Genomic DNA, 19,421 nt, shown 5'->3' on the forward strand with positions numbered 1-19,421 from the left:
CGCGACACGAGGCCTACACCTCATGCGGTGATCCGACGCGTCGCCATGATTCGGGAACGATCAGCCCGGAGTGATTTCCGTCTGGGTCGAGCCGCTGCAGGACGAGCCATTGTGGCAGCACGATGCACCCGTCTCCGGGATCGCCATATAGCCGCTGGTGGCAACGACTTCGATGGCGTCGAGGTCGAGATCGTCGAGGTCGAACTCGGTGGTCGTATCCATGATCTTCTCCACTGCTATGCCTGCGCAAATTGCGTCAGACATCGGGAGGCTATTCTTGCGGCATCTACAGTCAACGCCGCATGGATGCTTTGTATTCCCTGGTATTTACTGGGAAAATCAAAATGGTCGGAAAACCGCGAGTCTCTATTGTCAAAATGAACCGCATTCGAATTCTTGGAATCGACTTCGGGCGGTTTGGCTGTCGCGATCAGATCGCGACCAGTCGTGAAGGCCAGGTGACCGCTTCGCTGCGGTCCATCGCGCGTCGGTACGCCGTCGAGGAATCACCTGCCAACCTAAAGCTGGTGCGTCGCCGAACCGCTCGACCTGATTCACCGCTGCCGGGTGCCCATCGCGTTACGCTTCACACGCTTCGCGCCGTGGAAGCAAAGACGCAGGCTATCTGCCGCGCAACGCTTCCTCCAGCACCGAGCGATCGATCAGCGGCGCGAGCTTCGCGCGCGACCGGGCTGCTCGGCCTGCCTGCGCCGCCAGCCATTTCTCTTCTTCGACCAGCACGTCCAGCATGTCGTCTGGCAGGGCGGCGGGGAAACGGTGGTGGTGCCAGGAGGCGCCGATCAGCGCGACCGGATAGCCGCTCGTCGTGGAGAGCAGTGGCCAGATCTTGGCGGGTTCGTGCGTGGCGGTGCGCGAGGCGGCGATCAGGCGGCGGACGAAGGCGACGATCTGGGCGCGGCGTGTGGGATCGGCGAGGGCCTGCGCAGTCGTGTTCAGATTGTAGAGTTCCCGATACGATTCGGGGTCGGAGAAGGTGACCGCGTCATCGCCCAGTGCGACCAGCGCGCGTTCGCTCTCGGGTTCCCACATCGCGATCGCATCGATCTTGTGTGCGGTCAGCGCCGGCGCCATCTCGCGCGGACGCATCGGCACCAGCACGACCTCGCCAGTAGCGATGCCTGCCTTGGCCAGCATCCGATCGGCGAAATAGGCGGCGGAGGTGCGTTCGAACACGGCGATGCGCTTGCCACGAAGATCCTCGATCCGCGCGATGCCTGCCGAGCGGCGGGCGACGATCCGATAGAGCCCCTCGGTGATCGTCAGGATGATCCGCAGGTCCGGATTGGCGAGCGACGCGCGCAGCGCCTGCGTCTCGGCCTGGGCGGCGAGGTCGGCGCGGCCCGGCGCGTGATCGAAGCCGCCGGCGGGTGCCTCGCCCTCCGCCTTGAACAGATTGTCGACGCTGCCGCTGGCGTAGGTCGCCACCGCCGGTCCGGCCTGGCGCACCGCATACAGCACCGGACCGACTTCCATCACGTCGGGACGGCCGACGATCTTGAGCGGCACCGCGGGCGCGCGTGCGGGAGCAGCCATCTTCGGTGCGCACGATAGCAACAAGGTGGCTGCCAGCGCGGACAGGGCGCTTCGGATTCGCGGCATAGGCTATCCCTCCTTTCCTGTTATTTGTATATGTATAATTGCATCCGGTATAATGCCGGTCGGGTATCGTTTCGGCTGCGATAAACGATTGGACGCGCCCTTGCCCCGTCGTGCGATTGTCACGCTCTAGCCACGCCCTTCGAGAGGCCGGCAGCTTGGAGGGGAGGGTCGCAATGCGTACTTCGTACGATCGGAAAATTCGTATCCGCCATGCGCGTCCTGGACTGCGCGCAGCCGCGGTGCTGGTCGCGTTGACGATGGCCAGTGCCGCATCGGCGCAAAGCGAGGAACCGGCTCCGGTCCTCGAGGAGGCCGAGGCGCCGGCGAGTGAGCCCGAGATCCTCGTCACCGGCACGCGAGTCAGCGGCTTCACGGCGCCGACGCCGGTCACCGCGATCGGCCAGGAGGAGCTCGAGAGCCGGGCCGTCCGCAACCTTTCCGACATCATGTTCGACACGCCCGCGCTCAAGCCCGCGCAGAATACGGGCCAATCGAGCCAGCCGATCGGCGCGAGCAATTTCGACCTGCGCGGTCTCGGCCCCAACCGTACGCTGGTCCTCCTCGACGGGCGCCGCTTCCCGGCGACCGACCCGACGGGCGGGATCGACGCGAACGTCATCCCCGCCGCGTTGATCAAGCGGCTCGAGATCGTCACCGGTGGCGCCTCGGCGGCCTATGGCTCGGACGCGGTATCGGGGGTGATCAACGTCTTCCTCGACGACCGCTTCGAGGGGGTGAAGGGATCGGCGCAATATAGCCAGTCGACCTATGGCGACCACTACAAGCCCGCGGCGTCGCTCGCGTTCGGCAAGGCGTTCGGCGGGTTCCATCTCGTCGCCGCGGGCGACTATTTCCGGGATTCGGGCGAGCTTTCCCAGGCCTCGCGACCCTGGGCGCGGGGCAACTACGCCACGCTGACCAACCCCGGCTATCCGGGCACGGCGGGGCAGACGCGGCTGGTCATCGCACCCGATGCGCGCTTCTCGCAGATGACCCTGGGCGGGGTAACCGCGTCGAACAGCATCGCGCCGCTGCGCAACCTGCAATTCGGACCGGGCGGCACCGTGCTGCCCTTTGCCCGCGGCAGCTATGTCGGCGGCACCTTCATGTCGGGCGGCGACGGAGCGACCCTGTCGGCGACTTCGAACATCTCCCCCGTCATCGAGCGTGCCACCGGGTTCGCGCGGCTCACTTATGATGCGAGCGATACGCTCAGCTTCTATGCCGATGCGCTCTATTCGCGCGCCGACATCTATTCCGACGGCACGACTGCGACCGACAACGGCACGATCGTGATCCAGCGCGACAATGCGTTTCTGCCGACGCAGATCCGCGACATCCTGACCGCGAACGCGCAGACCAGCTTCCGCATCGGCCGGGTCGGCGCGGAGGAGGGGGCATTCTTCAACACCGTGGACAATACCGTCCAGCGCTATGGCCTGGGCGCGAAGGGCACGATCGGCGGTGGCTGGCGCTGGGACGTCTCGGCGCAGTTCAGCCGCGTCCGCTATTATCGCGAGGACGGCAACAACCGCGACAACAACCGCTTCAACCTGGGTGTCGATTCGGTGATCAATCCGGCGACGGGCCAGCCGATCTGCCGTGCGCTGCGGAACAATCCCAACCCCAGCGCGGCGCAGGATCCCTATGGCGACATCCGAAGCTGCGTGCCGATCAACCTGTTCGGCGCGGGATCGGTCTCGCAGGCCGCGCTCGACTATATCGGCGGCACCGCGGTGCTGGACTCCCACCAGGAACAGGATGTCTATGCCGCCAATGTGGAGGGCTCGCCCTTCGCGACTTGGGCCGGCGACGTCTCGATCGCGGTCGGCGCCGAATATCGCCGCGAGAAGGTTGTGGCCACCAACGACGAACGCTCGAAGCGCTCGGCGTGGAAGACGGTCAATCCACAGGCGTTTGCCGGCGACCTGAACGTCAAGGAGGCCTATGCCGAGCTGGTCGTGCCGCTGATGCGCGATTCCGGATTCGGCCAGTCGCTCGACGTCAATTTGGCGGGGCGGATCACCGACTATTCGACCAGCGGCACGGTCAAGACGTGGAAGCTCGGCGCCAACTATCAGCCGATCGATGCGATCCGGCTGCGCGCGACGCTGTCGCGCGACATCCGCGCCGCCAATATCAACGAGCTGTTCTCGGGCCAGAACCAGTTCATCAACACGATCACCAATCCGGTGACCAATGTCGCGCTCTCGACCTTGCAGCTCACGGGCGGCAATCCCGGGCTGCGGCCCGAGCAGAGCCGCGCCTTTACCGGCGGGGTGGTGTTCCAGCCGGGCGGCATACCGGGCTTCCGACTGTCGTTCGACTATTTCTCGTTCAAGATCGAGGATGCGATCGCGTCGCTGACCGGCCAGCAGATCGTCGACGGGTGTCTTCGCCTGCAGCAGACCGATTTGTGCCGTGCGGTCACCTTCGACGGCAACGTCATCACGCGCGTCGAGGCGACGCTGATCAACGCCGCGCAATCCACGGCGAAGGGGTTCGACATCGAAGCCGCCTATGGCTTCGCGCTCGGCGGTGGCAGGATGTCGCTGCGCGGGCTCGCCACCCATGTGAGCGAACTCACGATCACCAGCAATGGCGTCACCACCGATTTCGCCGGGACGGTGGGCAGCACCGGTACGCTGGGGCCGGCAGGCGGGATCCCCAAATGGCGCGGATCGCTGTCGGCGGACTATGCGCAGGACGGCTTCTCGCTTGGGGCGCTGGTCCGCTACGTCGATGGCGGCAAGCTCAACGTGACCTATGTTGAGGGCGTCGATATCGCCGACAATGACGTGCCTTCGCGGACGTATGTCGATCTCAACGCCAGGGTGAAGCTGACCAAGGCGATCGAACTCTATGGTACGGTCGACAATGTGTTCAACGCCGCGCCGCCGCTGACCCCGAACGCCGTGACCGCGCCGAGCTATGCGTCATCGGTATTCTACGATCGTATCGGGCGGACCTATGCGATTGGCGCGCGGTTCCGGTTTTAGGGAGTGCCCAAGTCCCCCTCCCTGCAAGGGAGGGGTGGTTTAGAAGCGGTCGGGGCTCGATGCCCCGGCCGTTTCTGTTTTTGGCGAGATGCGGATTGAGTCTTTTGAGCGCGCAGACGCGCGCACCCACCCCCAGCCCCTCCCTGCAAGCAGGGAGGGGAGTATTCTGCATCACCTAGACGCGTTCTAGCGGCGTGCGCTTTCCGGCCGGGGCGGCGCGGTAGGTCGCGGCCACCGAGCGGATGAACGGCTTCTTGAGGATGGTCGAGACCGTGACGAACTCCGCGGTTGCTGCGGTGGGGGTCAGCGTCAGCAGCGTATAGCCCTTGCTGTCCTGGTCGCAGTAGGCGACCTCCCGGTTCGCTTCGGCGAGGGCCGTGCCCAGGCCCGGGAGCAGCGAGCCGTAGGACGGGCTGGTGATCGCGGTAGCGCCGAACTCCGACGCCACCAGCGTGCCGGCATCGTCGTACAGGTCGTTCGCCCAGGCGGCATGGCTGTCGCCCGCGAGCACGATCGGCTTCGCGCCGGCGCGCTTGAAGGCGGCGTAGAGCCGCTCGCGCGCCGGGGGATAGCCGTCCCATGCGTCGAAGTTGAACGGCAGGCCGGCCTTGTAGCCGGCATCCGCCGCCTGCAGTCGCCCGCGATAGCCTTCGGGCAATTGGGCGATCCGCGCGGCGAAACCGCTCAGGTCCGGACCGGCGACGCGCGCCATCACCACCTGGTTGCCGAGCAACTGCCACGGCTTGTCGGCGCGAACCGAGGACGCGAGGACGTTCTCGAGCCAGCGCTGCTGCTCGGCGCCGAGCAGTTCGCGCTCAGGACGCGCGCGTTCGGCCATCACAGCCTGATATTCGGCCGGGCCCGGCGTGCCGCCCTTGACTTCGGCCTGCTGCGAGCGCGCGAGCAGCCGCGTCTCGACCATCGCCAGCGTCGCGAGATTGCCGAATTCGAAGCTGCGATTGATCGCTTCCCAGGGCTTGCCCGGCTTGGGATCGCGGATCGGCATCCATTCGAAATAGGCCTGCATCGCTGCGGCCTTGCGGGCCTTCCAGTCGCCTTCCTTGGCGGGGTCGTGGTTTTCGGCGCCGCCGATCCAGCCGTCATTGGCGACTTCGTGATCGTCCCACACGCAGAGGAACGCCGCGCGGGCGTGCGCCGCCTGCATGTCGGGATCGGCCTTCACCTGGGCGTGGCGACGGCGATAATCGTCGAGCTTGACGATCTCGTGCGGCGGATCGGGCAGGCGTCCCAGCTTGCGGCCGATATCGGCGCCATATTCGTCCGCGCCATATTCGTAGATGTAATCGCCGAGGTGGAGCACCGCGTCGAGCCGGGGCAGCGCCGCCATGTCGGCATAGGCATTGAACAGCCCGCCCGGATAGAGCTGGCACGAGGCGACCGCGAGGACGAGCTGGTCGACCGCGCCGACCGGCAAGGTGCGGAAGCGGCCGACGGGCGAGCGCTGGTCGCCGAGCGCGAACCAGTACCAATAGTCGCGGCCGGGCTTGAGCCGAGTGACCTCGACCTTGACGGTGTGGTCGGCGGCGGCGCGGGCGGTGGCCTTGCCGCTGGCGAGCGGCTTGCCGTCCTGCGACTCCGCGACGTGCCAGGTAACCGGCACGTCGCCACCCTCGGTAGTGATGCGGGTCCAGAGCACCGCGCCGTCCTTTGCGGGGTCGCCGCTGGCGACCCCATGTGCGAAGCTGCCCGTGGCCGCAGCCTGCGCGGCACCCGGAACCCCGAGTGCCGCGCTGCCGCCGATCAGCGCGAGCGCGCTGCGTCGATTGAGAGTCATTTCCGGTCCCTCAGAAGCGCATGGTGAACTGCGCGCCGTAGAAGCGCGGTTCGGCCGGGATGAACGTCGGGATGCCGAAGCCGCCGCCGGTGTTGCCCGCGTCGAGCAGATAGCGCTCGTTGGTGGCATTGCGGACATAGGCCGCGATCTCGAACTTCTCTTCCATAAAGCTCACGCCGGCGCGCGCGTTGACCAAGGTCACCGGCCCCTGCGAGATCGCGATGTTGTTGGGCACTTCGAAGAAGATGCGGCTGCGATGCGTGACGCTCGGCGTGGCGAACAGGCGCGTACCGCCGCGCAGCGGTGCGCTGATCGTGAAGCCCGCCGCCGCCTGCCATTCGGGCTGGAGGCGGAAGCGCGCACCCGAGAAGGCCGGCGCGAAGCTGTTATTCTCGTCTATGCCGCCGTCGATATAGCCGACGTTGCCGAAGACATTGAGCCATTTGGTCGGGCGGATAGCGACTTCAGCCTCGACGCCAAGATTGCTCGCGGCGCCGGCGCTCTGCGTCAGCGAGGTGCCGTTGGGCTGGACCACGCTCACCTGGAAGCCGTCATATTTCTGGTAATAGACGCCGAGCGAACCCGATATCGGGCCCAGGCTGGCCTTCAGGCCGGCTTCGTAGTTCCACACCACTTCCTCGGGCACGAGCTGGAGGTTGGCGGCGGGGGCGCCATTGGCCAATCGCGCGTTGAGCTGGACGACCGGCGAGCGGCGGCCCTTCGACACCGTGGCGAATACGTTCACATCGTCGCTGAGGCGATAGAGGATGTTGAAGCGCGGCAGCACTGCCGAGAAATGATCCTTGGCAGTGAAGGTCTGACCACCGGTATCGATCTGGCCCGAGATCAGCGACGTCGCAGTGGGATTGAGCACCGGGCGCGGCACGCGGGCGAAATAACCCGACTTGCGGTCCTCGAGCAGGAAGCGGACGCCCGCGGTCAGCTCGAGCGCAGGGGTTGGGATCCAGGTCGCGTCCGCGAATACCGAATAGCTGGCGTTGCGCCCCTGATTCTCGAATTCCGAGGTGTAGGGGATCGCAGTCGCGCGCCCGCCGGTGAGGATCGACGTAGCCTGTGCCGCGCGCACGACGCCGCTGGCATCGATGCAGGGCAGGCCCGGGATCGCGCGCGCCGCGCACTGGAGAAACGTGCCTTCCTCGGACGAGAAGGGCACGTTCTGGAAATTGTCCTCGACGAAGAAGTTCCAGCCCGCCGATGCGCGCAGCGTATCGCTGGCATAGGCGAAGCGGCCCTCGTGGCTCGCCTGCCAGCCCTTCGAATATTCGCCGAATTCGAGATACCAAGCGGCCGAGCCGTCGGCGTCGAAGATCTCCAGGCTATCGAAATTGCGATAGCCGTTGACCGTCGTGAAGGTGAAGTTCGGCGCGAATTCCCAAGCTGCGGTCAGGTTGATGTCATAGACGTCGCGGTAGAGCCCGAGCTGGTCCTCGCCGAGCGCTGCCTGCGAGACAGGCGAGCCGCCGAGATTGGCCTTGCCGAACGGATTGCCCGGACCTGCCTGGGTCGGCAGCGCGCGCGAGATGAACGGCGTGCCGCCGTTGCGCTGGCGGTCATAGGTGCCGATCAGATCTACGGTGAGCGCGTCGATCGGTGCGTAGCGCACCGAGGCGCGGATGCCGAGCTGGTCTTGCGCGTAGAGATCCTTGCGCTGGTTGCGCGACAAATTCTCGACATAGCCGTCGCGGGTCTTCCATTCGAAGGCAAGGCGGCCGGCGAGCACGTCCGTGCCGGCGTTGACATAGCCCGAGAGCAGGGTGGTGTTGTAATTGCCGTAGCCGCCGGTCAATTCGCCCGAATAGCCTTCGCGTGGACGGGCCGAGGTCATGCTGATCGCGCCGACTGCGGAAGCCGTGCCGAAAAGGGTAGCCTGCGGGCCCTTGATCACTTCGACGCGCTCGAGATCGTAGACCGCCTGGTACGAGCCGCGCGAGCGCGAGATGTCGACGCCGTTATAATAAAGAGTGACGCGCGGGCCCTGCTGGGCGGACCCGGAGTCCGACGTGATGCCGCGGATCACGATGCCGGGATTGTTGGCGCTCTGCTCCTGGATGTTGAGCCCGGGGATGTAGTTCGACAGCTCGTCGAGGTCGCTCACGCCGATCTCTGCCATCCGCTCGCCGGTCAGCGCCGAGATGGTGATCGGCACATCGACCGCGCGTTGCTCGATCTTCTGCGCGGTAACGACGATGTCGTTCTCGTCGCGCGGGGTGGCATTGTCCTCGACGGCGCTCTGGGCGAGGGCCGGCGTGGCGATGAAGGCAGTGGTGGCGAGCAGCGCCGCGAACGCGATACGATTTTTCATGTTTGTTCCCCGAGTTGGTGACGGGGCTGCTGGACACGGGATGTGAAGCGCACGCGGCAAGTTTGTTACGGTTGTGATTTTTTTGGTTGCGACATTGTTGCAGTGCAGCGTCGACAGGAAAGCCGTCGTCAAACCGTCATCGAGGCCGGTTAGGCGCCGCGCCAGTTCGCTACTTCAGGAATGCCGGTCGTGTTGTTGACTCGCCGCGCATCGCCGTCCGGGCAGGATCACGATTGGACGGCGGTGCGCTCTGCGCTGGTGCGCTATATTCGCGGCCGCACCGGCCGGCTGGACCTTGCCGAGGATGTTGCGCAGGAAACGCTCGCGCGGCTGATCGCGCTGCAGGAGCAGGACACGGTCGGCAGTCTGTTCGCGCTCGGATTCCGTATCGCCGACAATCTGGTGATCGACATCCATCGCCGCGAGGCGCGCGCCTCGGGCGAAGTCGACGAGCGTTTCGAATGCACTGCGCCATCGCTCGATCGCGTCGTCGATTCTCGACACGCAGTCGCGATCCTCAGCCGGACCTTGCAGCGCATGCCGCCGCTGCGCCGCGAAGTTATCCTGCGCCGCCGCCTGCGCCGCCAGAGCTGCGCGGTGATCGCCGAGGAACTGGAATTGACCCCCAAGGCCGTGGAGAAGCACATTACGCGCGGGCTGGTCGATTTGAAGACCGCCTTCGATAAGGCGGGGCTCGCGCCGGAGTCGCTGGGAGAGTGAGCATCGCCAAGGATGGGGACCGCGAGGCGGCGCAATGGGTCGAGCGCATGAGCGTGCCGACGCCCGCGCCCGATGTCGCGCGGTCGTTCGACGCGTGGATCGCGGCCGACCCCGATCATGCCGAGCGCTTCGGACGCATGCAGACGCTGTGGGAGTCCGAGGCCTTCGTTCAGGCGCTGGGCCGCGCCGCGTGGCAGCGCCCGCGGCCCGATCTGTTGCGGACGCTGCTCGGCTGGCTGACGCGGCCGCTGGCCCTGCCGGTCGCCGGGGCTTTTGCCTGCTTGGTCATCGCCGGGCTGCTCGCGCTGCAATCGATCACCACGCAGAGCTTCAGCGTCGCGCCCGGTCCGGCGAAGCGGATCGCGCTGGCCGACGGGACGCGGATCGTGCTGAGCGGCGGCAGCCGGCTCGACGTGCGGATGGCGCCCTGGTCGCGGCGCGCGACGCTTGCGCAAGGCCAGGCGTTCTTCGATGTCGCGCACGAACGGTTCCGTCGCTTCGCGATCACCAGCGGCAGGACCAGCATCGACGTGCTCGGCACGGCCTTCGAGGTCGATCGCGAGGCGCCGGATGTAGTAAGCGTTCGGGTCTATCGCGGGCTGGTCGGGATCGAGAGCGGCGAGGCGGCCTGGCGCGCACGTGCAGGCACGGCGATCCGCGTCACTGGCGAGACCGGCAAGCAGCTCGCCGGGCCGCGCGGCGACGGGCCAGACTGGCTCGAGGGCTGGTACGAGACCGAGGGCATGCCGATGCGGCTGCTCGTCGCGCAGCTCAGCCGCTTCTCGGCCAAGCCGGTGAAGCTGGCAGACCCGCGGATCGGCGACATTCCGGTCAGCGGCCGGTTCCGGATATCGGAGACGCAGATGGTGCTCGATGCGCTCGCCGCGACGCACGACCTGCGCTGGCGCGAAGAGGGGCAGGGGTATGTACTCGGCGAGGCTGCGCGAATGAAACATAAAAGTAACAATCAGTGAGTTGAAAAGTAACAAAAATCTTTTGTCGGGTTCAGCGCCGCTGCCCCGTCTTCCGTCCGATTTCGATTTTCGAACGGGGGACTGTTTCCATGTACAATCGACTGATGGGCTGCGCGTCGGCGCTGGCGATTACGCTTGCCGTCGCGCCGGCGATCGCCGCCGCCGCACCCGCGAGCGCCGCGCAGAATTCGTATCGCTTCGCGGTGCGTGCGCAGGACCTCGCCGGCGCGCTTGCCGAATTCTCGCGCACCACGGGCTTGCAGCTCTCCGCCTCGCCCGAGGCGCTGCGCGGCCAGCGCAGCCCGGGGGTGAGCGGGCAACTGACGCCGGCCCAGGCGCTGAGCGCGCTGGTGCGCGGCGCCGGAGTCAGCGCGCGCATCATGGGTTCGACCGTGGTGGTGCGTCCTGCCGCGGCGACGCTGCGGCCGGTTGCTACTCGGACTGTGGCTGCTGCGCCCGCACCGGCGCCGCAGGAAGAGCCCGAAGTCACCGAGCCCGAGATTGTCGTCAGCGGCTATCGCCGCTCGATCGAGGAGAGCGTCGCGCAGAAGCGCGAGGCGAATGCGTTCGTCGACGTGATCACGGCCGAGGATATCGGCAAGTTCCCCGACAAGAACGTCGCCGACGCGCTCCAGCGCGTGCCCGGGGTGATCATCACGCGCGACGGCGGCGAAGGCTCGCGCGTCAGCATCCGCGGCCTCCAGCCCGGGCTCACCCAGACGCTGCTCAACGGCAATTTCCTCGCCGGCGCCGACAGCGGCGATCCCCAGCGCTCGTTCAACTATGTGATGCTGCCCGCGAACTTCATCGCCAGCACCGAGGTATACAAGTCGTCTGAGGCGCGGCACGAGGAAGGCGGCGTCGGCGGCACGATCATCCTCAACACTCGCCGGCCGTTCGACGTGCAGTCGGGATCGGGCTTCATCTCGGCCGAGGCGACCTATTCGGACACCACCGAGAAGGCCGAGCCCCAGTTCGGCGCGCAATATTCGTGGAAGAACGCCGACGAGACGCTCGGCTTCCTCGTGGGCGGGGTCTACCAGAAGCGGACCAACCGCGAGATGCGCTCGACCGCGGGCACCTGGCGTTGGTGGAGTGACCGCAATGCCGCGGGCCAGGTCGTCACTCGCGCGACCGACGTCAACGGCAATACGTATGCCAACGATGCGGCGGTGTCCTATTGGACCGGGGGCGGGCAGAGCACGCTCGATGGCACTCATTATTCGGGCTATTGGGCGCCGCAATCGGTGCGTGCCGAGATCTTCGACCAGGAGCGCCAGCGCTACGGCATCCAGGCGACTGCGCAGATGCGGCCGTTCGACAATTTGACCGTCACGGCCAATTTCTTCCGCTTCGAATATCGCAGCGACTTCATCCACAACCAGCTGACCATCCCCGAATGGGGTTATGGCAAGTTCTTCAGCGACGCGATCTTCGACGAGAGCGGCACGGTGATGCGCTCGGCGACCTTCACCGTGCCGACGGCCGGTACCGGCTGCCTGGCGCTGACTCCGCCCTGCACGATGGAGACGCCGCGGATCACCGGCCAGTACAGCCGCGAGAAGCAGCGTTCCACCACCTTCGAGACCGAGGCGCGCTATGCGCAGGGCCGGTTCGAGGCAGTGCTCAAGATCGGCAAGACCAAAGCCGTCGGCGGCCCGTCGATGCGGTTCAACGTTGCCGCCAAGCCGCGCCTGACCGTCACCGGCCAGGAGCGCAACGGCAATTTCCTGAGCGAATGGGACTTCACCGGCGACGGGCTGCGCGTCGAATTCTCGCCCGAGCTGCAGGACAATATCAAGAATGGCATCGCCCAGATCGACGTCGGCGGCACCAATTCGAGCTTCATCAACAGCGAGATCGGCCAGCGCTACGCCCAGCTCGACCTGAAGCGGGACTTCGACGGCAGCTTCCTCAAGTCGGTCCAGTTCGGCGGCAAGTGGCGCGAACTCAACGTCCATCGCGAGACCGGCCGCAACGAATGGTATGCCGATGCCGCGATCAAGCGCCGCTATCAGGACACGCCGGCCGGCGCCGTCGCGCGACCCGAATTCTTCTACGACCAACCGATGCACAACATCACCGGCGGGTTCGACGCCAACCTGTTCCCCGGCATCGATTTCGAGCGCTATCTCGATTATATCGAGAGCACCTACGGCCCCTCGGTGCGCGTTCCCGAGCCGAACAATGTCTACGACATCACCGAGCGCGTGGTGGCGGGCTACGCCCAGCTCAACTTCGAGAGCGGCGCGTTTCGCGGCAATCTCGGGCTGCGCCTCGTCAACACCAGACAGTCGGGCGTGACGTCGGACCGGCTGCAATATCTCAACGACTATTGCGTCGACGGCCCAGGCGGACCGCTCGATCCCAACCGACCGCTTGGCCCCGACGGCAATTGCCAGATCCGCCCGCTCAGCGAGCGCGAGACGATCGTCAACGTCCGGATCAACGAACCGAAGAACTATACCAACTGGCTGCCTAGCCTGAACGCGTCGTACGAGCTCACGCCCAACCTGCTGGTGCGCGGCGCGGTGGCGAAGGTGATGGCGCGGCCGTCGATCGCCGATCTGGGCGGCGCGCGCTCGCTGACCTATCGTTCGGCGGCGTACGCCTTCGATCGCGACCAGTTCGGCGAGTTCGAAGGCTGGTCGGGCAGCGGCGGCAACAGCCAGCTCAATCCGTTCTCGGCGTGGCAGTACGATGTCGGCCTAGAATGGTATATCCAGCGCGGATCGGTGATCGGCGCGACGCTGTTCCGCAAGGACGTGTCGGACTTCATCGTGCCGCTGATCCTCGACGTGAACCGCGTCGTGGCCGGCGAGACGGTGTTGATCCAGCCCTATTCGACGGTGGCAAACGGTTCGGACGCGCGATCGCAGGGTGTCGAGCTCTATGCCCAGCATACGCTGCCCTTCGGTCTCGGCGCGCAGGTGAACTTCACCTATAACGACACGTCGACCGCGACGATCACGCTTGATGGGCAGAAGGTCGGCACGTCGGCGCTGGTCGGCAGCGCCAAGACCCAGGTCAACGCCTCGCTCTTCTACGAGAACGACCGCATGCTGCTGCGCGCATCGTACAATCGGCGCGGCGAGATGGTCGGTGGTCTGGAATCGGGGATGAACGTCTATACCCGGCCCTATAGCCAGATTGACCTCAACGCCTCGTACGAGCTGAAGGAGGGGCTGATGCTCACCGCCTCGGTGATCAACCTCACCAAGTCCGAGGAGCGCCGGCACGTCGGCAACGACACCAAAGATCGCTTCTCCTACGGCAGCTATACCGGCCGCCGCGCCTATGTCGGCGTTTCCTATAATTTCTGACCCCCACCCGGCCGGCAGCGCGCGCGCTTGCCGGCCGGACTCTTTACGGAGCGCCTCGATGCGTAAATTCGCCTTGCTCGGCCTGTCGCTGGCGGCCGCCCTGGCGCCCACCTCCGCTTATGCCTGGGGCGGGCGCGGCCATGCCGTGATCGATCAGGCGGCGCTCGCCGCCCTCCCGGCGGACGGGCCGGTGTTCCTTCAGAATTACGCCGAGTTCATCGCCGAGGAGGCCGGCGCCCCCGATACCTGGCGCGGTTTGGGTGAGCCCTTCTCCAAGATCGACGAGGATCCCAACCACACCTGGTTCGTCGAGCGGCTCGGCTTTCTGGGGCCGATGCCGCCGCGCTCGCGCTACGCCTTCGTGCTGGCGCTGTATCGCGAGCATCTGCGCGTCGCGAGGACCGATGCCAAGGCCGCCGAGCGGCTCAATGTCCGCTGGACGGGCACGATGCCCTATGCGGTGATGGAGGGCTATGGCCGGATCGTCGCAGGGATGCGCAGCCTGCGCTCGAAACAGTCGCGGGGCGAGCCAACCACCAATATCGAGCAGACGATCGCCTTCTACGTCGCGTGGATGTCGCACTATATCGCCGATGGTGCCAATCCACACCATGCCAGCGTGCATTGCGAGGGCTGGGTCGGCCTCAATCCCAACGGGTATGCAACCAGCGGCGCGATCCACGGCCAGTTCGAGATCGGCTATGCCGATGCGATCAACCTCCAGCCGACCGACTTTCTCGGCCGGATCGGCGCGCCGCAGCACCAGCAGGGCGACCTGTTCGGCGCGGTGCTGCAATTCCTGAGCGACAGCAACCGCGAGGTCGAGACGATCTTCGCGCTCGAGAAGCGCGGCGTCTTTGCCGACTCCGCCAGCCGCGAGGGGCGCGATTTCGTGTACAGCCGCGCCGCTGCCGGTGCCGCGATGCTGCGCGACCTGCTCACGCGCGCCTGGAAGGAGAGCGCCAGGCCGGGCGCAGGCGACCCCGTCGCCCCGCAGAGCCCGGCCCACCCGCGCTACGACCCCGAGACGGGGTCTGCGCCGGCGCCCTGACGGGGCCGGCTAGGGCGTCGGGCTCGTCTCGTTCAGCCCGCCGCCGAGCGTGCGGTAGAGTTCGATCAGGTTGCTGGCTCGGGTGAGACGGATGCCCACGAGCTGCTGCTGCGCGGCATAGGCGGCGCGCTGGGCGTCTAGCGTGGTCAGGAACGAATCCACGCCCGCGCGGAAGCGGGCGTCGGACAGCCGCGCCGCGACCTGCGCCGCCTCGGACCGCGCCGACTGGGCGCTGACCTGCTCGCCGATCCGGCCGCGCTGGGCGAGCGCGTCGGCGACTTCGCGGAATGCGGTTTGAACCGCTTTCTCGTACGTGGCGACGGCGACCTGCTGCGACGCCTTGGCATAGGCCAGATTGCCCGAGCGGCGGCCGCCGTCGAAGATCGGCAGCGAGACAGCGGGCGAGGCGGTGTAGGTGTAGCTGCCGCTGCCGAACAGGTTCGACAGCCCCAGGCTGAACGTGCCGAGCAGCCCGGTCAGCGAGATGCTGGGGAAGAAGGCGGCGCGGGCGGCGCCGATATTGGCGCTCTCGGCGATCAGCAGATGCTCGGCGCGCAGCACGTCGGGGCGGCGCAGCAGCACTTCGGACGAGAGATTGGCCGGCAGCGCGTCGAGCGTTACCGGATCGGTGCCGAGGCTGGTCGGGAGCTGCCCGGCTGGCACGGTGGTCCCGGCGAGCAGGTTGAGCGCATTCTGGTCGCGCGCGACCTGGGTCTCGAGCGCGGCGATGTCGTTGCGCGCGCCCTGGTAATTCGTCTCGGCCTGGCGCACTTCGAGTTCGGAGCCGACGCCGACGCGGAATTGCTCGCGGGTGAGGGTGAGCGTCTGCTCGAATGCTTTCAAGGTCTCGCGCGAGAGGCGGAGTTGTTCCTGGTCCGACGCCATCGTCAGCCAGGCAGTGGCGATCTCGGCGATCAGGCTGATCCGGGCCGAGCGCTGGGCCTCCTCGCTGGCGAAGACCTGCTCCTGCGCGGCGCGGCTGAGGTTGCGGATGCGCCCGAACAGGTCGAGTTCGTAGTTCGAGAAGCCGGCATTGAGCTGGTAGATGTCGAGATCGCTCGAAGTGCCTCCCGCACCGGCACCGGGCACGGCTCCGGCACCGCCGGCAGCGCCGGCCATGTTGTTGGTATAGGTCGCGGAGCCGTTCGCCGTAACGCTCGGGAAGAGATCCGAGCGCTGAGTGCGCAATTGCGCGCGCGCCTGGAGCACGTTGCCCGCGGCGATGCGCAGGTCGCGATTGTTGGCGAGTCCCGTCTCGATCACCTGGCGCAGCCGGGCGTCGAGGAAGAAGTCGCGCCAGCCGATCGCGCTGACATCGGGCGCGTCGGTCGCGGCGCTCGGATAGATCCCGCCCTGCGGAAGCGCTGCGGGTACGGCGCCTTCGGGGCGAACATGGTCGGGCGCCAGATTGCACCCGGAGAGGATCGTCGCGCTCGCCAGGAGCACGAGAAGCGGCTTAGTCATATCAGGATTCCTGGGGAGAATGGGCATCGTCGCGCGCGGTCTGGCCGTGGCCGAACAGGCGGCTGACGACGACGAAGAACATCGGCACGAAGAAGATCGCGAGGACGGTCGCGGAGAACATGCCCCCGACCACGGCGCGGCCGATCGCGTTCTGGCCGCCGGCACCCGCACCGGTGGAGATCGCCAGCGGCATCACGCCGAAGATGAAGGCGAGCGAGGTCATCAGGATCGGTCGGAGCCGGAGCTTGGCCGCCTCCACCGCCGCGTCGAAGGCATGCATGCCCTCGCGCACGCGCTCCTCGGCGAACTCGACGATCAGGATCGCGTTCTTGGCCGAGACGCCGATCGTGGTGATCAGGCCCACCTGCAGATAGATGTCGTTGTTGAGCCCGGTAAACCGCGCGGCGAGCAGCGCGCCGAGTACGCCCAGCGGCACCACCAGCAGCACCGCGATCGGCACCGACCAGCTCTCATAGAGCGCGGCAAGGCAGAGGAATACGATCAGCAGCGACAATGCGTAGAGCGAAGGCGCCTGGCCCCCCGACAGCCGCTCCTCATAGGACAGTCCGGTCCATTCCAGCGAGGTCCCCGGCGGCAGCTTGGCGTGGATCTCGGCCATCGCCGCCATCGCGTCGCCGGTGCTCACGCCCGGCGCAGGCGCGCCCTGGAGCTGCATCGCCGACTGGCCGTTATAGCGCGTCAGCTGCACCGGCGCCTTGACCCAGCTGATCGTCGAGAAGGCCGAGAACGGCGCCATCGCACCATTGGCGCCGCGGACATAGAAGTTGGCGAGGTCGTCGGGCGAGCTGCGATAGCCCTCGTCGGCCTGGAGATAGACGCGCTTGACGCGGCCGCGATCGATGAAGTCGTTGACGTACGCGCTGCCCCAGGCGCTCGAGATCGCATTGTTGATCGTCGCGATGTCGAGACCCAATGCCGCGGCCTTGTCCTGGTCGATATCGATCTTGAGCTGCGGCGCGTCCTCCAGGCTCAGCGGTCGCACCTGCGCGACGCGCTTCTCCTGCATCGCTGCGCCCAGCATCATGTTGCGCGTCTGGAGCAGCTTCTCCGGCCCGGCATTGGCGCTGTCGACCAGCCACAAATCGAAGCCGGTGGCGTTGCCGAGTTCCTGCACCGCCGGGGGCACCAGCGCAAAGATCATCGCATCCTTGTATTGCGAGAACGGCCCCATCGCGCGCGCGGCGATCGCCTGCGCCTTGTGCTCGGCGCCCGAACGGTCGGCCCACGGCTTCAACTGGACGAAGGCGAGGCCGGCATTCTGGCCCTGGCCCGCGAACGAGAAGCCACTGATCGTGAACACCCCGGCAACGCTGTCCTTCTCGGTCTCGAGGAAGTGGTCGCGAACCACTGCCAGCGCCTTTTCGGTGCGGGGCAATGCTGCACCCGCCGGCCCCTGGGTCAGCGCGATCACCGTGCCCTGGTCCTCGTCGGGCAGGAAGCCCGCGGGGAGCCGGACGAACGCGATCGCCATCACCGCGACGATCAGCAGATAGACCAGGGCCGAGCGCTTCCAGCTGCGCGAGACGCGCTGGACGCCGTGCTGATACTTGTCGGTGCCGCGATCGAACTTGTCGTTGAACCAACGGAAGAAGCGCGCGAGCGGGCCGTTGCCTTCATGCTTGGTGGGATCGTGCGGCTTGAGGATCGTCGCGCACAGCGCGGGCGTCAGGATCAGCGCGACCAGCACCGATAGCACCATCGCCGAGACGATCGTGATCGAGAACTGGCGATAGATCACGCCGGTCGATCCGCCGAAGAACGCCATCGGCAGGAACACCGCCGAGAGCACCAGCCCGATGCCGATCAGCGCGCCGCTGATCTCGTCCATCGATTTGCGCGCCGCTTCTTTGGGGCTCAGCCCCTCGGTCTGGATCAGGCGTTCGACATTCTCGACCACGACGATCGCGTCATCGACGAGCAGGCCGATCGCCAGCACCATGCCGAACAGGGTCAGCGTGTTGATCGAATAGCCCGCGACCGCCATCACCGCGAAGGTGCCGAGCAATACGACCGGAACCGCGATCGTCGGGATCAACGTCGCGCGCCAGTTCTGCAGGAACAGGAACATGACGAGGAAGACGAGCACCACCGCCTCGATCAGCGTGTGGATCACCTGCTCGACCGACAGGCGGACGAACGGCGTCGAATCATAGGGGTAAATTACCTTGACGTCGGCGGGCAGCGTCTTGGCGATCTCGCTCACCCGCGCCTTGACCGCGTCGACGGTGTCGAGCGCATTCTGCCCTGCGGCAAGGCGCACGCCGAAGCCCGAGGCAGGCTTGCCGTTATACTTGACGTCGAAGCCATAGGTCTCTGCGCCCAGTTCGAGGCGCGCGACATCGCGCAGCCGCACGATCGCGCCGCTGGCGGCGGTCTTCAGGCGGATGTTGCCGAACTGCTCGGGCGTCTGCAGCCGCGACTGGACGGAGACGGTGGCGTTGAGCTCCTGCTCCTTGGAGGCCGGCAGCGCGCCGATCTGGCCCGCCGAAACCTGCGCGTTCTGGGCCTGGACCGCCGCCGTCACGTCGGAAATGGCGAGCCCGTAATTCTGCAGCTTGATCGGATCGAGCCAGATGCGCATCGCATATTGCCCGCCGAACACCATCAGCTCGCCGACGCCGTTGACGCGGCTGACCGGGTCCTGGAGCCGCGACACGACCATGTCGGAAAGATCGACATTCGAGTGCGAGCCGTCCTCGGAATAGAGGCCGACGATCACCAGGAAGCTTGCCGCCGACTTGGCGACCTGGACGCCCTGGCGCTGGACTTCCTGCGGCAGCAGCGAGGTCGCCGCCGCCAGCTTGTTCTGCACCTGGACCTGGGCGATGTCCGGATCGGTGCCCTGCTCGAACGTGAGCGTGATACCTACCGTGCCCGCCGACGAGGACGAGGACGAGAAATAGCGCAGATTGTCGATGCCCTTGAGCTGCTGCTCGATGATCTGCGTCGTCGTGCGCTCGAGCGTTTCGGCATCGGCGCCGGGATAATTGGCGCTCACCGTCACGGTGGGCGGCGCGATTTCGGGGAACTGCGCGATCGGCAGGCTGCGGATCGCGAGCAGGCCCGCGAGCATCAGGATGATCGCGATGACCCATGCGAAGATGGGCCGATCGATGAAATAGCGTGCCATG

General features: G+C 66.5%; 11 protein-coding genes. 5 read left to right on the forward strand and 6 right to left on the reverse strand.

All coding sequences use genetic code 11. The features are described from left to right. Positions 1 to 60: 60 nt before the first annotated feature. A complete protein-coding gene (locus RZN05_RS03625; RefSeq protein ID WP_317225258.1) occupies positions 61 to 222 on the reverse strand; it encodes a hypothetical protein in 162 nt (53 codons plus the stop codon). Positions 223 to 621: 399 nt separating this feature from the next. Beyond that, a complete protein-coding gene (locus RZN05_RS03630) occupies positions 622 to 1,554 on the reverse strand; it encodes an ABC transporter substrate-binding protein (protein WP_317225259.1) in 933 nt (310 codons plus the stop codon). Positions 1,555 to 1,793: 239 nt separating this feature from the next. Here RZN05_RS03630 and RZN05_RS03635 point away from each other — a divergent pair, with 239 nt between their 5' ends. Further along, complete coding sequence (locus RZN05_RS03635) at positions 1,794 to 4,619, forward strand: TonB-dependent receptor domain-containing protein (protein ID WP_317225260.1); 2,826 nt, start codon at positions 1,794 to 1,796, stop codon at positions 4,617 to 4,619. Between the two features lie 175 nt (positions 4,620 to 4,794). Here RZN05_RS03635 and RZN05_RS03640 read toward each other — a convergent pair whose 3' ends face one another. Both RZN05_RS03640 and RZN05_RS03645 read right to left on the reverse strand, forming a co-directional pair. After that, the gene (locus RZN05_RS03640) at positions 4,795 to 6,414 is read right to left on the reverse strand and encodes an alkaline phosphatase D family protein (protein ID WP_317225261.1); all 1,620 of its coding nucleotides are present in this window, start codon (positions 6,412 to 6,414) and stop codon (positions 4,795 to 4,797) included. 10 nt (positions 6,415 to 6,424) lie between these two features. Beyond that, complete coding sequence (locus RZN05_RS03645) at positions 6,425 to 8,737, reverse strand: TonB-dependent receptor (RefSeq protein WP_317225262.1); 2,313 nt, start codon at positions 8,735 to 8,737, stop codon at positions 6,425 to 6,427. A 189-nt stretch (positions 8,738 to 8,926) separates the two neighbouring features. On the opposite strand from RZN05_RS03645, the gene RZN05_RS03650 reads away from it, so the two are divergent. The 4 genes from RZN05_RS03650 to RZN05_RS03665 all read left to right on the forward strand — a co-directional run bounded on the left by RZN05_RS03650 (position 8,927) and on the right by RZN05_RS03665 (position 14,805). After that, entirely contained in the window at positions 8,927 to 9,457 is a 531-nt protein-coding gene (locus RZN05_RS03650) for an RNA polymerase sigma factor (protein ID WP_317225263.1), read from the forward strand. Next, on the forward strand, positions 9,454 to 10,431 hold the full coding sequence (locus RZN05_RS03655) for a FecR family protein (protein ID WP_317225264.1): 978 nt from the start codon (positions 9,454 to 9,456) through the stop codon (positions 10,429 to 10,431). The genes RZN05_RS03650 and RZN05_RS03655 overlap by 4 nt, the downstream gene beginning before the upstream one ends. Before the next feature lie 89 nt (positions 10,432 to 10,520). Then, a complete protein-coding gene (locus RZN05_RS03660) occupies positions 10,521 to 13,754 on the forward strand; it encodes a TonB-dependent receptor (RefSeq protein WP_317225265.1) in 3,234 nt (1,077 codons plus the stop codon). A gap of 58 nt (positions 13,755 to 13,812) precedes the next feature. Next, entirely contained in the window at positions 13,813 to 14,805 is a 993-nt protein-coding gene (locus tag RZN05_RS03665) for a phospholipase C/P1 nuclease family protein (RefSeq protein ID WP_317225266.1), read from the forward strand. Between the two features lie 9 nt (positions 14,806 to 14,814). Here the strand turns inward: RZN05_RS03665 and RZN05_RS03670 are convergent, their stop codons facing one another. Further along, entirely contained in the window at positions 14,815 to 16,269 is a 1,455-nt protein-coding gene (locus RZN05_RS03670; protein WP_317225267.1) for an efflux transporter outer membrane subunit, read from the reverse strand. Position 16,270: 1 nt separating this feature from the next. Then, a complete protein-coding gene (locus RZN05_RS03675; protein ID WP_317225268.1) occupies positions 16,271 to 19,420 on the reverse strand; it encodes an efflux RND transporter permease subunit in 3,150 nt (1,049 codons plus the stop codon). Between the last annotated feature and the right edge of the window lies 1 nt (position 19,421).

It is taken from the genome of Sphingomonas sp. HF-S4 (assembly GCF_032911445.1).
Taxonomy (GTDB): Bacteria; Pseudomonadota; Alphaproteobacteria; order Sphingomonadales; family Sphingomonadaceae; genus Sphingomonas; species Sphingomonas agrestis.

Bases quoted from the DNA above. Each gene is read 5' to 3' on its own strand.
- RZN05_RS03645 (WP_317225262.1), bottom strand. From the start codon at position 8,737: ATGAAAAATCGTATCGCGTTCGCGGCGCTGCTCGCCACCACTGCCTTC.
- RZN05_RS03670 (WP_317225267.1), bottom strand. From the start codon at position 16,269: ATGACTAAGCCGCTTCTCGTGCTCCTGGCGAGCGCGACGATCCTCTCC.
- RZN05_RS03640 (WP_317225261.1), bottom strand. From the start codon at position 6,414: ATGACTCTCAATCGACGCAGCGCGCTCGCGCTGATCGGCGGCAGCGCG.
- RZN05_RS03630 (WP_317225259.1), bottom strand. From the start codon at position 1,554: ATGGCTGCTCCCGCACGCGCGCCCGCGGTGCCGCTCAAGATCGTCGGC.
- RZN05_RS03660 (WP_317225265.1), top strand. From the start codon at position 10,521: ATGTACAATCGACTGATGGGCTGCGCGTCGGCGCTGGCGATTACGCTT.
- RZN05_RS03635 (WP_317225260.1), top strand. From the start codon at position 1,794: ATGCGTACTTCGTACGATCGGAAAATTCGTATCCGCCATGCGCGTCCT.
- RZN05_RS03665 (WP_317225266.1), top strand. From the start codon at position 13,813: ATGCGTAAATTCGCCTTGCTCGGCCTGTCGCTGGCGGCCGCCCTGGCG.
- RZN05_RS03675 (WP_317225268.1), bottom strand. From the start codon at position 19,420: ATGGCACGCTATTTCATCGATCGGCCCATCTTCGCATGGGTCATCGCG.
- RZN05_RS03625 (WP_317225258.1), bottom strand. From the start codon at position 222: ATGGATACGACCACCGAGTTCGACCTCGACGATCTCGACCTCGACGCC.